This window comes from Sphingobium lactosutens, from assembly GCF_013393185.1.
Lineage (GTDB): Bacteria > Pseudomonadota > Alphaproteobacteria > Sphingomonadales > Sphingomonadaceae > Sphingobium > Sphingobium lactosutens_A.
Map to the genome: position 1 here is coordinate 125,251 of NZ_QJQX01000083.1, position 15,472 is coordinate 140,722.

General features: G+C 63.4%; 13 protein-coding genes. 10 read left to right on the plus strand and 3 right to left on the minus strand.

The features are described 5' to 3' along the window. Window positions 1-144: 144 nt before the first annotated feature. A complete protein-coding gene (serB, locus tag DM806_RS24880; RefSeq protein ID WP_179045829.1) occupies window positions 145-1,020 on the minus strand; it encodes a phosphoserine phosphatase SerB in 876 nt (291 codons plus the stop codon). Between serB and miaA the strand changes: the two genes are divergently transcribed. The 7 genes from miaA to leuA all read left to right on the plus strand — a co-directional run bounded on the left by miaA (window position 1,019) and on the right by leuA (window position 8,629). After that, the gene (gene miaA, locus DM806_RS24885; protein WP_179045830.1) at window positions 1,019-1,963 is read left to right on the plus strand and encodes a tRNA (adenosine(37)-N6)-dimethylallyltransferase MiaA; all 945 of its coding nucleotides are present in this window, start codon (window positions 1,019-1,021) and stop codon (window positions 1,961-1,963) included. The two genes, serB and miaA, sit on opposite strands and share 2 nt — an antisense overlap. Window positions 1,964-2,063: 100 nt before the next feature. Next, on the plus strand, window positions 2,064-3,815 hold the full coding sequence (locus DM806_RS24890; protein WP_179045831.1) for an acetolactate synthase 3 large subunit: 1,752 nt from the start codon (window positions 2,064-2,066) through the stop codon (window positions 3,813-3,815). A 10-nt stretch (window positions 3,816-3,825) separates the two neighbouring features. Continuing rightward, window positions 3,826-4,194, plus strand: a complete 369-nt coding sequence (locus DM806_RS24895) for a hypothetical protein (RefSeq protein ID WP_179045832.1) — start codon at window positions 3,826-3,828, stop codon at window positions 4,192-4,194. Next, window positions 4,194-4,709: an acetolactate synthase small subunit gene (gene ilvN / locus DM806_RS24900; protein WP_179045833.1), complete on the plus strand. Its 516-nt coding sequence runs from the start codon at window positions 4,194-4,196 to the stop codon at window positions 4,707-4,709. Before DM806_RS24895 ends, ilvN begins: the two co-directional genes overlap by 1 nt. A gap of 173 nt (window positions 4,710-4,882) precedes the next feature. Beyond that, window positions 4,883-5,902 (plus strand): ketol-acid reductoisomerase, encoded by a 1,020-nt coding sequence (gene ilvC / locus DM806_RS24905; protein ID WP_179045834.1) that lies wholly within the window; start codon window positions 4,883-4,885, stop codon window positions 5,900-5,902. Between the two features lie 173 nt (window positions 5,903-6,075). Next, a complete protein-coding gene (locus tag DM806_RS24910; protein WP_179045835.1) occupies window positions 6,076-6,690 on the plus strand; it encodes a YceI family protein in 615 nt (204 codons plus the stop codon). A 265-nt stretch (window positions 6,691-6,955) separates the two neighbouring features. Beyond that, window positions 6,956-8,629 carry a 2-isopropylmalate synthase gene (leuA, locus tag DM806_RS24915; RefSeq protein ID WP_179045836.1) on the plus strand — a complete coding sequence of 558 codons (1,674 nt, stop codon included), beginning with the start codon at window positions 6,956-6,958 and terminating at the stop codon, window positions 8,627-8,629. 122 nt (window positions 8,630-8,751) lie between these two features. On the opposite strand, the gene DM806_RS24920 is transcribed toward leuA, so the two are convergent. Next, window positions 8,752-10,113 (minus strand): M20/M25/M40 family metallo-hydrolase, encoded by a 1,362-nt coding sequence (locus tag DM806_RS24920; protein ID WP_372859765.1) that lies wholly within the window; start codon window positions 10,111-10,113, stop codon window positions 8,752-8,754. Window positions 10,114-10,321: 208 nt separating this feature from the next. On the opposite strand from DM806_RS24920, the gene DM806_RS24925 reads away from it, so the two are divergent. Beyond that, window positions 10,322-11,632, plus strand: coding sequence for a dicarboxylate/amino acid:cation symporter (locus tag DM806_RS24925; RefSeq protein ID WP_179045838.1), 1,311 nt, complete (start codon window positions 10,322-10,324; stop codon window positions 11,630-11,632). 73 nt (window positions 11,633-11,705) lie between these two features. On the opposite strand, the gene DM806_RS24930 is transcribed toward DM806_RS24925, so the two are convergent. After that, window positions 11,706-12,929 carry a polyhydroxyalkanoate depolymerase gene (locus tag DM806_RS24930; protein WP_179045839.1) on the minus strand — a complete coding sequence of 408 codons (1,224 nt, stop codon included), beginning with the start codon at window positions 12,927-12,929 and terminating at the stop codon, window positions 11,706-11,708. Between the two features lie 125 nt (window positions 12,930-13,054). Here DM806_RS24930 and DM806_RS24935 point away from each other — a divergent pair, with 125 nt between their 5' ends. Both DM806_RS24935 and DM806_RS24940 read left to right on the plus strand, forming a co-directional pair. Continuing rightward, entirely contained in the window at window positions 13,055-13,711 is a 657-nt protein-coding gene (locus DM806_RS24935) for a glutathione S-transferase (RefSeq protein ID WP_179045840.1), read from the plus strand. Window positions 13,712-13,752: 41 nt separating this feature from the next. Then, window positions 13,753-15,420: a M28 family metallopeptidase gene (locus DM806_RS24940; protein ID WP_179045841.1), complete on the plus strand. Its 1,668-nt coding sequence runs from the start codon at window positions 13,753-13,755 to the stop codon at window positions 15,418-15,420. The last annotated feature ends 52 nt before the right edge of the window (window positions 15,421-15,472 follow it).

Consider the following 15,472-nt stretch of genomic DNA (forward strand, 5'->3'; position numbering starts at 1 on the left):
ACGCAAAACGGCAGAACCGCCCGGCGCCGCCAGACCTCTCACCGCATCAAAGCGCGGCGGTAGGCCAACGTTTAACTTTGCGAAACGAATCCATTACTCGATCGAAATGACGGCCAATGGTGCATGAACAGCGCCCGACCGTTGTCAGTTCACCCAGTCGGCCGATGCGATCCCCTGCGCGTAAAGCAGCACCGACAGGTCCCCATGAACGATCTCGGCAGCGGCCGCCGCGCGGGTCTTGGGCTTGGCGTGATAGGCGACGCCCAGCCCTGCCCCCTCGATCATGGGGATGTCGTTGGCGCCGTCGCCGACCGCCAGCGTCAGCGCGCGGTCGATGCCGCCTGCAATCGCCGCTTCCAGTTCCGCCCGCTTGCGCGCGGCGTCGACGATCGGGGTGGTCACGGTGCCCAGCATTGTGCCGTCGGAGATTTCCAATACATTGGCGACATTCGCGTCGAAGCCAATTTCCTCCGCCACCGGCCCTGTGAAGCGGGTGAAGCCGCCCGATACCAGCAGCGTCGTAGCGCCGCGCGCCTTCATGGTGCGGACCAGCGCCTTCGCGCCACCCATGATGACCACGCGCTCTTCGCGGCACTGGTCGATGGCGCTGTCGGCCAGCCCCTTGAGCAGCGCAACGCGCTCATGCAGCGCGCCCGCGAAGTCGAGTTCGCCGCGCATCGCGCGTTCGGTGATCTCCGCGATCTGCGGCTTGATCCCGGCATAGTCGGCCAGTTCGTCAATGCACTCGACAGTGATCATGGTCGAATCCATGTCGGCGATCAGCAGCTTCTTTTCGCGCCCTTCGAGCGGCTGGACGATCACGTCCAGCTTGTCGCCCACATCGGTCAGCGCCGCGCGGGCGGCGACCGGGTCGACGTCAAAGAAGATATCGGCAGCCTTGTCCACGTCGAGCCAGGCGGCTTCGCCCGGCTGGCAGCCGGCGTTGCGGAGCCGTTCGACGGCGTCGTCAATATCCCCCTGCCCCATCGAGCCACTTGCCACTAAGGTCGCGACGAACATGAACACTCCTGAAACCGATCCGGGCGAATCCCGCCCCCGCGTCGCGCTTATTGCCGGGCCAACCGCCAGCGGCAAGAGCGCGCTCGCCATTGCGCTCGCCAAAGCAGCCGACGGCATCGTCATCAACGCCGACGCCAGCCAGGTCTACGCCGACCTTGCCATATTGTCGGCTCGCCCCTCCGCCGAGGAAATGGGCGACGTGCCCCATCGTCTGTTCGGCCATATCGACGGCGCGGAAGCCTGCACCGCGCCACGCTGGGCGGCCGAGGCCAAGGCGGAGATCGACGCTGCCCATAAAGCCGGCAAGCTGCCCGTGCTGGTCGGCGGAACCGGCCTCTATATCCGCACCCTGCTCGACGGGATCGCGCCGGTGCCGGAGATCGATCCCGCCATTCGCGCCTCAGTGCGCGCCATGCCGGTGGCTGACGCGCATGAAGCATTGGGCCGCGAAGACCCTGAAGCCGCCGCCCGGCTCGCCCCGGCCGACACGACCCGCGTGGCTCGCGCGCTGGAGGTAGTGCGCTCCACCGGCAAACCGTTGAAGCAGTGGCAGCAGCACAAGGCCGGCGGGATTGGCGACCGCATCGCCCTGTCGCCGATGATCCTGCTGCCGCCGCGCGACTGGCTGATCGACCGGTGCGACCGGCGTTTCGCGATGATGATGGAGGGCGGCGCGATCGAGGAGGTCGAGATGCTGCTGACCCGCGACCTCAACCCCGACCTGCCGGTTATGCGGGCGATCGGCGTGCCCGAGATCGCGGCCTTCATCAAAGGCGACAGCGATCTGGACAATGTCATCGCGAAAGGCAGCCTTGCCACCCGCCAATATGCCAAGCGCCAATATACCTGGTTCTCCAATCAACCGCCCGACAGCTGGCCGCGCGAACGGAGAGAGATTGATGACAAAATAGCCAGTGAATTAGCAACTAAATTACAACAATAGTGCTTGACCTGTCATTTTCTGTCCACTAGAGGCAGGCGCCTTGCCATCAAAGGCGCGGGGGCGCAAAGCACCCGACTTGCATCAACGGAGGAGTATCATCGTGGCCGAAAAGAGCGGCGCGGACATATTGGTCGAATGCCTGGTCGATCTGGGCGTCGAAGTCGTGTTCGGCTATCCGGGCGGCGCAGTGCTGCCTATCTATGACGCGCTCTACAATCATCCCACGATCAAGCATGTGCTAGTCCGTCATGAGCAGGGCGCGACCCACATGGCGGAGGGCTATGCCCGGTCCACCGGAAAGCCCGGCGTCGTGCTCGTCACGTCCGGCCCCGGCGCGACCAATGCCGTCACCGGCATTACCGACGCGCTGATGGATTCGATCCCGATGGTCGTCATCACCGGCCAGGTTCCCACGCAGCTGATCGGCACCGACGCCTTCCAGGAAGCGGACACGATCGGCATCACCCGCCACTGCACCAAGCATAATTATCTGGTGAAGACGCCGGGCAAGCTGGCCGAAGTCATTCATGAAGCGTTCCATATCGCCACCACCGGCCGCCCCGGCCCGGTCGTCATCGACATTCCCAAGAATGTCCAGATCGCGACGGCGCCCTATGCGAAGCCGGAACTGAAGGTCCATGCCAGCTATCATCCGCAGACCAAGGCGGATGCAGCAGGAATCGACGCGGCGGTCGAGATGCTGGCCGCAGCCGAGCGCCCGATCCTCTACACCGGCGGCGGCGTCATCAACAGCGGCCCGCAGGCGACCGCACTGCTGCGCGAACTGGCAGCACTGACCGGTGCGCCCGTCACATCCACGCTGATGGGCCTGGGCGCCTTCCCCGCCTCGTCCGACCAGTGGATGGGCATGCTGGGCATGCACGGCACCTATGAAGCCAACTGGGCGATGAACCAGGCGGACCTGATCCTGTGCGTCGGCGCCCGCTTCGACGACCGCGTTACCGGCCGGCTGGACGCCTTCGCGCCCAACAGCCGCAAGATCCACATCGATATCGATCGCAGCTCGATCAACAAGATCGTCGAAGTCGATGTCGCGGTGGTCGCCGACGTCGCCAGCGCGCTGGACGACATCATCTCGCTATGGAAACAGCGGGGCCACCAAAAGGCCGACCTGACCGAATGGTGGGCGCGGATCGCCGGCTGGCGCGCGCGCAAAAGCCTGGACTATGCCGAAAACGGTACGGAGATCATGCCGCAGCGCGCGATCGCCGATCTGTACAAGGCGTGCCAGGCGACCGGCAAGGATGTCATCATCACCACCGAAGTCGGCCAGCATCAGATGTGGGCGGCGCAGCATTTCGGGTTCGACGCGCCCAACAAGTGGCTGACCTCCGGGGGTCTGGGCACCATGGGCTATGGCTTCCCGGCGGCGATCGGCGCGCAGATGGGCAATCCCGGCAGCCTCGCCATCTGCATCGCCGGCGACGCATCGGTCCAGATGAACATTCAGGAACTGGGCACCGCGACCCAGTATCGTCTGCCGGTGAAGCTGTTCATCCTCAACAACGAATATATGGGCATGGTCCGCCAGTGGCAGGAACTGACCTATGAAAGCCGCTATTCCAACAGCTATTCGGACAGCCTTCCCGACTTCGTGAAGCTGGGCGAAGCCTATGGCTGGACCGGCATCCGTATCGAAGGGCCGCAGGAACTGGAGGCCGGCATCCGCCAGATGCTGGAAACGCCCGGTCCGGTGATCGTCGATTGCCGCGTAGCGAAGCTGTCCAACTGCTTCCCGATGATCCCGTCGGGCGCGGCCCATACCGAAATGCTGCTCGACCCCAGCCAGGTCGAAGGCGTCATGTCGGACGAGGCGAAGGCTCTGGTATGAGGGCGCTGATGTGACACAGCATCTCAAGCTCCGCATCCATGTCAACGAACCCTGGGATTTCGAACGGATTGCAGGGGTGGCGGAGCTGGGCGGTTGGACCATCGACCATGCCGACCCGGACAATGAAGAATGGGAAGTGCATCTGGACGAAGGGTTCGACTTTCACGAGCGGCATATCGGCACTTTGCTGGTCGGTCCGCGCTATGTGGGCGAGCATCTGTCACGGATGATGGATGCGGTGGCGGGCTTTCCGGTCCGCATTGCCTATCGGCAGGACGGCAACTGGCAGTTCGCCTTCGCCGCGATGATTTCGCAGCGCCACGATAAACCGGAAGATGACCGGGACGGGCGCGAAGACCAGGATAACGGGGCTATTTGATGCATATCCAGGAAGAGTTGAGCCAGCGGCACGTCCTGTCGCTGACCGTTTCCAACGAGGCCGGCATTTTGGCGCGCATCGCGGGCCTGTTCACCGCGCGCGGCTATAATATCGACAGCCTGACCGTGGCGGACATCACCGACGACCATGCGATCAGCCGCATCACCATCGTCACCGGCGGCCCGCCCAAGGTGATCGACCAGATCATCGCCCAGCTCGACCGGCTGGTGCCGGTGCACAAGGTGACGGACCTGACCGAAAACGGCCCCTTCGTCGAGCGCGAGCTGGCGCTGGTGAAGGTCGCGGGCACGGGCGAGGACCGGATCGAGGCGCTGCGCCTGGCCGACGTGTTCCGCGCCAAGGTGGTCGACACCACGATCGGGAGCTTCATCTTCGAGATCACCGGCACGACGGAGAAAATCGACAATTTCGTCGGCTTGATGCGCCAGATCGGCCTGGTCGAGGTCGGCCGCACCGGCGTCGTCGGCCTGATCCGCGGCAAGGAGCCGAACTGAGCATTTAACCCCTCTCCCGCCGGGAGAGGGAGGTCGAAAAGAGTCACTTGCCTCTTTTCGATACCGCAAAGCGGCGGGAGGGTGAGGGCAACAAGCCTCCCGCACAATTCTACCCCTCACCGCAAATCTAAGGCTCCGAAAGGCGCCAATCGGACTGAAAGAAGGAACGTCAAATGAAGGTGTATTACGACCGCGACGCGGACATCGGCCTGATCAAGGGCAAGAAGGTCGCCATTCTGGGCTATGGTTCGCAGGGCCACGCCCATGCGCAGAACCTGCGTGACTCGGGCGTCGCCGAAGTCGCGATCGCTCTCCGCGCCGGTTCGCCGAGCGCCAAGAAGGCCGAAGGCGCGGGCTTCAAGGTTCTGCCCAACGCCGAAGCCGCCGCATGGGCCGACGTGTTCATGATCCTGGCGCCCGACGAGCATCAGGCCGCCATCTACGCCGCCGACGTGCACGAAAATCTGCGCCCCGGCGCGGCGCTGGCCTTCGCCCACGGCCTCAACGTCCATTTCGGCCTGATCGAGCCGCGCAAGGATGTCGACGTCATCATGATCGCGCCCAAGGGCCCCGGCCACACCGTGCGCAGCGAATATCAGCGCGGCGGCGGCGTGCCCTGCCTGATCGCGATTCATCAGGATGCGACCGGCAACGCGCATGACATCGCTCTGTCTTACGCTTCGGGCGTCGGCGGCGGTCGTTCGGGCATCATCGAAACCAATTTCCGCGAGGAATGCGAAACCGACCTGTTCGGCGAGCAGGCGGTGCTGTGCGGCGGCGCCACCGCCCTGGTCCAGGCCGGTTTCGAAACCCTGGTCGAAGCCGGTTACGCGCCGGAAATGGCCTATTTCGAATGCCTCCACGAACTGAAGCTGATCGTCGATCTGATGTATGAGGGCGGCATCGCAAACATGCGCTATTCGATCTCGAACACCGCCGAATATGGCGACATCAAGACCGGCCCGCGTATCATCACCGAAGAAACGAAGAAGGAAATGAAGCGCGTCCTGGCCGACATCCAGTCGGGCCGCTTCGTGAAGGACTTCGTCCTCGACAATCGTGCCGGCCAGCCGGAACTGAAGGCGAGCCGCATCGCATCGCAGCGCCATCCGATCGAGGAAACCGGCGCCAAGCTGCGCGCGATGATGCCCTGGATCGGCGCCAACGCGCTGGTGGACAAGGAAAAGAACTGACGGCCACGTATCGGCCGTAACCCCGGCGCAGGCCGGGGTCCAGGGCGGCTGATGCTGAACGTTGAGCTAGGCCAGAACCGGAACGAACCGTTTCCGGTTACGGCTCTGGAACAATCGGGGGGCGCGGCATATTCTTGCCGCGCCCCTTGAGCGTTTTTCGGAGTCTTTTTTTCATGCGCAAATTCCTGATCCCCGCCGCCGCCCTGATCGCAATTGCCGGCGGCACCGTCGTCATCGCCCAGGGCACAGCGCCCGGCACCAAGGACGTCGCCAAGGTGACTGGCGGCACCTATCAGGTCGAACCGACCCACACCCAGATCGTCTTCGCCTACGACCATATGGGCTTCACCAACAATATGGGCGTCATCGCCATGCCGACCGGCACGCTGACGCTGGACAAGGCGAACCTGTCCGCGTCGAAGGTATCGATCGACGTGCCTGTCGCCAACCTGACCACCGGCATCCCCGCGCTCAACGAGCATCTTGCCAAGGCCGAATTCTTCGATGTAGCCAAATTCCCGAAGGCGACCTTCGTGTCAACCGGCGTAAAGCCCGACGGGGCGACTGGCGCAACCATCACCGGCAACCTGACCATCAAGGGCATCACCAAGCCGGTGACGCTGGACGCCGAATTCTATGGTGCGGGCGCCAATCCGATGAACAAGAAGGAAAATATCGGCTTCGTGGCGACCGGCACGATCAAGCGCAGCGATTTCGGCATGGGCATGGCCGTGCCGATCGTCGGCGATGCCATCGAACTGAAGATCATCGCCGCCTTCCAGAAATAAGCGGCGGCGCGACATTTTCCGATAAAATGCGGGGCCGGCTTGCATGCCGGCCCCGTTTTGCGTTAAAAGCCCCTCCATCATGCAGAGCCGCGCGCTTCTTACCCTGCTACGACTTACACGCCCTTAGGCGTGGCTTTTGTGCTGCCTTCCGGCTAAGGGCAGCGTCGATCCGCCTAAGGGCATTCATCACAGTCAAGTCGTACCTCGGGAGCGCCCCCTTCGGAATCACAGGCGTGTCCCGACCGTGAAGAAGTAGTTTGATCCCATGATGCTGACCGATCCCTCGCTGAAATATCGCCCCTTTCCTCAGGTGGACCTGCCCGACCGCCGATGGCCGTCGAACGTCATCACCAAGGCGCCGCGCTGGCTGTCGACCGACATGCGCGACGGCAACCAGTCGCTGATCGACCCGATGAACGCGGAAAAGAAGCGTCGCTTCTTCGACCTGCTGGTCAAGGTCGGCATCAAGGAAATCGAGGTCGGCTTCCCGGCAGCGGGTGCGACAGAGTTCGACTTCATTTCCGGGCTGGTGCGCGACGGCGCGATCCCCGACGATGTGATGCCGCAGGTGCTGACCCAGGCGCGCGAAGATCTGATCGGCACCACTTTCGAAAGCCTGCGCGGTGCGAAACAGGCGATCGTCCATGTCTACAACGCGATCTCGCCAGCCTGGCGGAACATCGTGTTCCAGATGGAACGGCCGCAAATCCGCGACATCGCGATCCACGCCGCCAAGCTGCTGCGTGACAATGCCGCCAGGCAGCCCGACACCGACTGGCATTTCGAATATAGCCCCGAAACCTTCTCGACCGCTGAGCTGGATTTCAGCCTGGAATGCTGCGAGGCGGTGATGGACATCCTGCAGCCGACGCCGGAACGGCCGCTGATCCTGAACCTGCCCGCCACCGTCGAGTGTGCGACGCCCAACATCTATGCCGACCAGATCGAATGGATCTGCCGCAACATTTCGCGCCGCGACAGCGTCGTGATCTCGCTGCACACCCATAACGACCGGGGCACCGGCGTGGCTGCGGCGGAACTGGGCATCATGGCCGGCGCCGACCGTGTCGAAGGCTGCCTGTTCGGCAATGGCGAGCGCACCGGCAATTGCGACCTGGTGACGGTGGCGCTGAACATGTACACGCAGGGCATCGACCCCGAACTGGACTTCAGCGACATCGACGAAGTCATCCAGACGGTCGAATATTGCAACCAGCTGCCGGTCCACCCGCGCCACCCCTATGCCGGCGAACTGGTGTTCACCGCCTTCTCCGGCAGCCATCAGGACGCGATCAAGAAGGGCTTTGCCGCGCAGGAAGCGCGCAACGACCTGATCTGGAACGTGCCCTATCTGCCGATCGATCCCAAGGATCTGGGCCGCGACTATGAAGCGGTGATCCGAGTCAATTCACAGTCGGGCAAGGGCGGCGTCGCCTGGGTGCTGCAACAGGACAAGGGCTTCAAGCTGCCCAAGAAGATGCAGGCGGACTTTTCGAAGGTGGTGCAGGCGCTGGCCGACCAGTCGAGCCGCGAACTCAACGCCGCCGATATCTCGGCTGCGTTCGAGAGCCATTATTGCCTGACGGGCGAGCAGGCCTACAGCCTGATCGACTATCATGAGGGCGGCGCGGCGGGCGATCGCATCTTCACCGGCAAGATCGCGCACAAGGGCGGCGAGCGTTCTATTTCCGGTCGCGGCAACGGGCTGATCTCGTCAGTGCTGGCCGCGCTGCGCGACGAACTGGGCGTGACACTGGAAGTCGCTGACTATAACGAACATGCGATCGGCGCAGGCACCGACGTGAACGCCGCCGCCTATGTCGAATGCCGCACGCCCGATGGCCGCACCGTCTTCGGCATCGGCACCGACAGCGACGTCGCGACCGCGTCGGTCAAGGCCGTGCTGTCGGCCGCGAACGGGATTGCGGTGCGGGGATAAAGGCAAACCGTTCGTCCTGAGTAGCCATTGAGCGAAGTCGAAATGGCGTATCGAAGGATGCTTCGATACGGGGCTTCGACAAGCTCAGCCCCTACTCAGCACGAACGGAAATTTTGGTTGCCTTACTTCGCCAAAGCCCGGACCACCCGGTCCCACTGCTCCAGCGACTCCCGGATGCCGGCCACCGGCACGCGCTCGTTCAGGCCATGAGCGAAGCCGTCCTCGGCCTTCATGAACAGGCTGGACACGCCATAGCTGGGCACGCCCAAAGCCCGGAAATAGAGGCTGTCGGTGGCTCCTGCCGACATGCCCGGCATCACCGTCACACCCGGCGCGCGCGCTGTCACGGCGTCGCGCACCGCTTTCATCACGTCGGCCCGCAGCGGTGAAGCGTCGCTGGCCAGCGGATCACCCAGCGTCTTCACCGTGACGCTCGGATCATCCACCACCTTCACCAGTTGCGCTTTCACCTTCGCGATCGTCACGCCGGGGAAAATGCGGCAATTAACGCTCACCTTTGCGCTTTGCGGCAGGGCGTTGAGCGCATGGCCCGCCTGCGCCATGGTCGCGACGCAGGTGGTGCGCACCTGGCCGATGAATTCCGGCCGGGTGGACAGAAGATCGGCCGATGCCTGGTCGCCCGTCTCGGCATAGCGACGCATCGCATCGCCAATCTCCCCGCCCATGCGGCCGGCGGACAGGGCGAGAGACGCTTTGGTCAGTTCGTTACGCATCGGCGGGAACTGATAGGCAGCGATCCGGTCAATCGCCTTCGCCATGCGATAAATGGGATTGCCCGGCGTCGGCGCGCTCGAATGGCCGCCGGCATCGGTAAAGGCGAACTCGAAATCGGCATAGCTCTTCTCGCCCGCCTGCAACTGGTAGAGAACGGGCTTGCCCTCATCATTCAGCAGCCCGCCGCCGCCATCGCCGTTCAGCAACAGCGCGATATCCCAATATTGCGCTGCGAGCGCCTTGGTCGTCACCATGTCGGTTTCCTCGTCGCCCGACAGCAGCAATATGGTGGTGCGACGCGGCTTCCAGCCTTCCTTCTTCAACTGGGCCATGGTCGCGACCATCATCGCGACGTCATATTTATTATCCTCCGACCCGCGCCCCAGAATATAGCCATTCTGCTCGACCGGCACGAAGGGATCGCGGGTCCAGTCGGCGCGGTCCGCGGCAACCACATCCATATGGCCGATCAGCGCCATGGGCTTGAGCTTCGGGTCGCTGCCCCTGATCGTCGCGGCGAAGGTCGCCGTCTCTCCCATCGGCGTGATGACGATATCCGCGTCGGCAAAGCCCGCCGCCTTCAGCACCGAGGCATAATAGGCCGCAAGCCTGGGCACCTGCCCTTCCCCCTGCACCGTTTTGAAGGCAACGGAGCGCATGAGAATATCCTTCGCAGCGTCGGCATCGGCCGCCGCCTGCGCGCCGTGCGGCGCAGTCAGCAGCGCCAGCCCGAGAAATGCGCGTCTCATCACCATATATTTGCACTCCCCGATATACTTGGCCGATGGATTGATGCGTCATATCTGGCATAGCGGATCGGCCCGGCCAATGCGTTTGACCGGTCATATGCGGAAAGAGGGCCACCTCATCCGCGTTGAATCCCTTGAAAGAATTGCTTGCGCGCAATCGGACATCACGCATCCGATATAGGCGGCCGGTCGCCCAGAGGAAAAACATATGGCCCTCAACTATCGCAGTTTCGGTTTTCAGGTTCTTGTCGGCATGGTGGCGGGCCTGCTGCTCGGCCTTGCCGCACGCCAGATCGGCGCCGGGCCGAATGGCGACCTCAACTGGCTGGCGACAACGCTGAAGACGGTCGGCTCCATCTTCGTGTCGCTGCTGAAGGCGATCGTGCCGCCGCTGGTCTTCGCCGCCATCGTCGCGTCGATCGCAAATCTGCGCGCGCTCGACAATGCGGCGCGGCTGGCGGGACAGACCCTGCTCTGGTTCGCCATCACCGCGCTGATTGCAGTGGCGATCGGCATCACTATCGGTGTTATCGTCCAGCCAGGTGTCGGCATCAGCAGCGCGGTGCTTGCCGCCAAGCAACCGGATTCGGTCGGCGGCTGGCTCGATTTCCTCAAGGGTCTGGTGCCGGGCAACAGCCTTGCGCTGTCGGGCAGCACCAAGATCACGGACGGGTCGGCCAGCACGACCCTGTCCTTCAACATCCTGCAATTGCTGGTCATCTCGATCGCGGTCGGGCTTGCGACGCTCAAGGTCGGCGACAAGGCGGAGCCCTTTCTCGCTTTCGTTCGCTCGCTGCTGGCCGTGGTGCGCGCGATCCTTGGCTGGGTCATCCGCCTGACGCCGATCGGATCGGCAGCCCTCATCGGCACCGCCATCGCCACCTATGGCTGGAGTGCGCTGGCGCAGCTTGGCACCTTTACCGCCGCCATCTATCTCGGCCTCGCACTGGTGTTGCTGGTCGTCTATCCGACGCTGCTGATCCTCAATGGCCTCAAGCCCGGCCCCTTCTTCGCCAAGGCCTGGCCAGCGATCCAGCTCGGCTTCGTGTCGCGCTCGTCGGTCGGCACCCTGCCCGTCACCGAAGCCGTGACCGAGCGGCTGGGCGTCGACAAAAGCTATGCCGCCTTCGCGATCCCGCTGGCGTCCACCACCAAGATGGACGGTTGCGCCTCCATCTATCCGGCGCTGGCCGCGATCTTCGTCGCGGGCTTCTACGGCATCCCGTTGCACTTCATCGACTATGTGCTGATCGTCTTCGTATCCGTGATCGGCTCGGCTGCCACGGCGGGCCTGACCGGCGCGATCGTGATGCTGACGCTGACGCTGTCGACGCTCGGCCTGCCGCTGGAGGGCGCGGGCCTGTTGCTGGCCATCGACCCGATCCTCGACATGGGTCGCACGGCGGTGAATGTCGCGGGGCAGGTGCTGGTCGGCACCATCGTCGCCAAGCGCGAGGGCATATTGGATGAGACCGCCTATTATGGCGCTGCGGACGCCCCGGTTCCGGCCATCGCCTGAACGACAAGGAGCCTGAACGAAAAAGGGGGCCGACTTGCGCGCCCCCTACTAGAGATTAGTGAAGAACTGAGCTTCAGTTCATCGCCAGGATCATGCTCCGCACCTGCGGATAGACCTGTTTTTCCCATTTGCTGCCGGAAAAGACGCCATAATGGCCAACGCCCGGCTGGAGATGGTGCCGCTTCAGATGCGGGCGCAGACCGGTGCAAAGTGCATGTGCGGCGGAGGTCTGACCCACGGCGCAGACATCGTCCCGCTCGCCCTCGACCGTCAGCAGCGCGGTCTTGTGAATAGCCCCCGGATTGACCTTGCGGCCCCGCACGGTGAGTTCACCCTTTGCCAGCAGCGCGCGCTGGAACACCATGTCGACGGTTTCGAGATAGAATTCCTTGGTCATGTCGAGGACCGCGAAATATTCCTCGTAGAAAGTCTTGATCTTGTCCGCCTCGACAGTCTTGCCGTCGGCAAGCAGTTGATACAGCTCACGATGCTGGGCGCCATGCCGGTCCATGTTCATCGACATAAAGGCGGAAAGCTGAAGGAAACCCGGATAGACTTCACGCCCGCGCCCCGCATAGCGGAAGGGCACGACGGAAATCAGATTATCTTCGAACCACTCGATCGGCTTTTCATTGGCGAGATCGTTGACCGCGGTCGGTGCGGCGTTGGGGTCGATCGGTCCCCCCATCAGGGTCATGGAACGCGGGGTCGCCTTGTCCTTGTCCTCCGACATCAGCGCGACGGCAGCCATGGCAGGCACGCAGGGCTGGCAGACCGATACCAGATGCGCGCCTTCGCCCAGTTCCTGGAGGAAGCGGATCAGATAATCGACATAATCGTCGAAGCCGAAGCGCCCGGCCTCCAGCGGCACGTCGCGCGCATTCTTCCAGTCGGTGATATAGACGTCATGGTCGCGCAGCAGCGTAACGACAGTGCTGCGCAACAGGGTCGAAAAATGGCCCGACATCGGCGCCACGACCAGCACGCGCGGCTGCTCTGCCTCTACATCGTCCTTCACGAAATGCAGCAGGTCGCCGAACGGCAGTTCGAGGGCGATCTCCTCCCGCACCGACACTTCCGCATTGCCGCTGGTGACGGTGCGGATGTCGTAGGCGGGGCGCTTGTGCGTCAGCTTCGCGCCCTGGAACACGTCCATCAGTGCGAACATGCGGCGCGGCATCGCCCAGTCCGCCATCGGTCCCATCCTGTCCCGCATGCCGAGCGCCCACTGCGCGCCCAGGCGCGCCGGTGCCAGCATGTCATTCCAGGCCTGATAGCCGCTGTAGAGCATCCGCATAATCGCAAACTTGCCTTATATTGAACCTGCAAACCGAATCGGTCTTTTGCTGAAACGCTATACAGGCTTTTTCTGTTGCACTGCATCATCATTAATGTGACTTTGGCCTAAAGCAGGAGGGTGCCATGGCCGTCGCGGAACTTACGCTTTCCAGTAAGAATTACTCCTCATGGTCCCTGCGCGGCTGGCTTTTGTGCCGCCTGGCCGGCTTGCAGGTCGTCGAGAAGATGATCGCGCTGGACGATCCGGAGAACCGGGCGGAACTGCTCCTGCTTTCGCCATCGGTGCTGGTGCCGCGGCTGACGCATGAGGGCGCGAGCGTGTGGGACACGCTGGCGATCGCTGAATATCTTCATGAGCTTTATCCGCAGGCGGGCATGTATCCGATCGACCGGATCAGCCGCGCCCATTGTCGGTCGGTATCGGGCGAAATCCATTCGGGCTTCACCAACTTGCGCTCGGCGCTGCCGATGAACCTCAAGGTCCGCCATGCCCGCTTCCCGATCTTTCCCGGCGCCCGGCCCGACATAGAGCGGGTGGAGACGATCTGGGAAGAATGCATGAACACATATCATGGCTCCTGGCTGTTCGGTGACAAGCCCACAATTGCCGACGCGATGTTCGCGCCGGTGGCACAGCGTTTCCTGACCTATGCCGTGCCCCTTTCCCGTAAGGCTGCCGCCTATTGCCAGACCATCAACAGTTGGCCGCTGATGCGCGAATGGATCGATGCGGCACGGGCCGAACCGGACGAATTGATCGAACTCGAAACCGAGTTCTAAGGGCACTTCCCCCGATTGGATCAGGGGGTTAAGGCACGGGCATGACAATCCGCACCCTTGCACTGGCCCTTGGCCTGACCGCCGCCCCTATTTTCTTCCCTCCGGCTGTTCACGCCCAGACCGTCGAGCCTGCCCGCCTCGAACAGTCGGTTCGCACGCTGGCGTCCGACCTGTTTCAAGGACGCGCGCCCGGCACGATCGGCGAAGAGCGTACGATCGGCTATCTCGTCGCCCGTTTCGAGCAGTTGGGGCTGGAGCCGGGCGGTCCAGATGGCCAGTGGGTGCAGACTGTTCCCCTGCTCCACACCCACCTTGGTCAGTCGGAGGGGCTGCAAGTCGCGCAAAATGGCGCCGCCACCCCCTGGACCTTCGGCAAGCAGGTCTATCTTTCCACGCTCCAGCCCAAGGACAGGGTCGCGGTCGCCAATGCGCCGATGGTCTTCGTCGGCTATGGCGTCTCCGCGCCCGAACGGGGCTGGGACGATTTCAAGGGTGTCGATCTGAAGGGCAAGATCGCCGTCTTCCTGATCAACGATCCCGATTTCGAAGCGGTAAAGGGCGAAGATCCCTTCGGCAAGTTCGGCGGCAAGACCATGACCTATTATGGCCGCTGGACCTACAAGTTCGAGGAAGCCGCGCGGCGCGGCGCGATCGGCGCGCTGATCGTGCATGATACGCCGGGTGCGGGCTATGGCTGGAACGTCGTCGTCAGCCCGAGCGGCGAAAATTACGACCTCGTCCGCCCCGCCGACAAGCTGACCAGCCTGCAGGTGCAGGGCTGGGTCGAGGGAGACGCCGCCAAGACGCTGTTCGCGGGCGCCGGTCAGGATCTGGCCGCGCTGCGCAAACAGGCCCGGTCGGCAAAGTTCAAGCCGGTGGAACTCAAGGGCGCGACCTTCTCCGCCGCCTTCCCCGTCACCCAGGAAGTGGTGCAAAGCGCCAACGTCATCGCCCGCATCCCCGGCGCCAAGCGCCCCGACGAAACGGTGATATATGGCGCGCATTGGGACGCCTATGGCAAGGGCGCGCCCGACGCGCAGGGCCGCATCTACCGTGCGGGCGCCAATGACGATGCGCTGGGCGTCGCCGGCCTGTTCGAGATCGCCCGCGCGTTCAAGGCCGCCCCCGCCCCAGACCGTTCCATCGTCTTTGCCGTGTGGACGGCCGAGGAGCGCGGGCTGCTCGGTTCCGAACATTATGCCCAGAACCCCGTCTATCCGATCGACAAGACGGTCGCGAACCTGACCATCGACGTGCTCCAGACCGCCGGCAAGGCGAAGGACGTGATCCTGATCGGCAAGGGCCAGAATGGCCTTGAGGACGATCTGGCCAAGTTCGCCGCGAAGCAGGGCCGCGTCATCACGCAGGAAAGCCTGCCCGAACGCGGCCTTTTCTACCGCGCCGACCATTTTTCCATGGCCAAGCGCGGCGTACCCGTGCTGCTGATGATGGGTCTGGCGGGCGCTTCCGACATGGTCGAGGGCGGCCGCGCTGCCGGTCAGGCGTGGATCGATGCCTATACCGGCAAATGCTATCATCAGGCCTGCGACGCGGTGGACGAGACGTGGAAGCTGGACGGCGCGGCCCAGGACGTGGACCTGATGCTCGACATCGGCCGCGACCTCGCCAACTCCACCCGCTGGCCCGAATGGAAGCCGGGATCGGAGTTCAAGGCCATCCGCGACAAGAGCGCGGCGGTGCGGAAGTAAACCCACCTCCGTTCGCTTCGAGCGTGTCGAGAAGCGTTTCTCGACGTCGCTC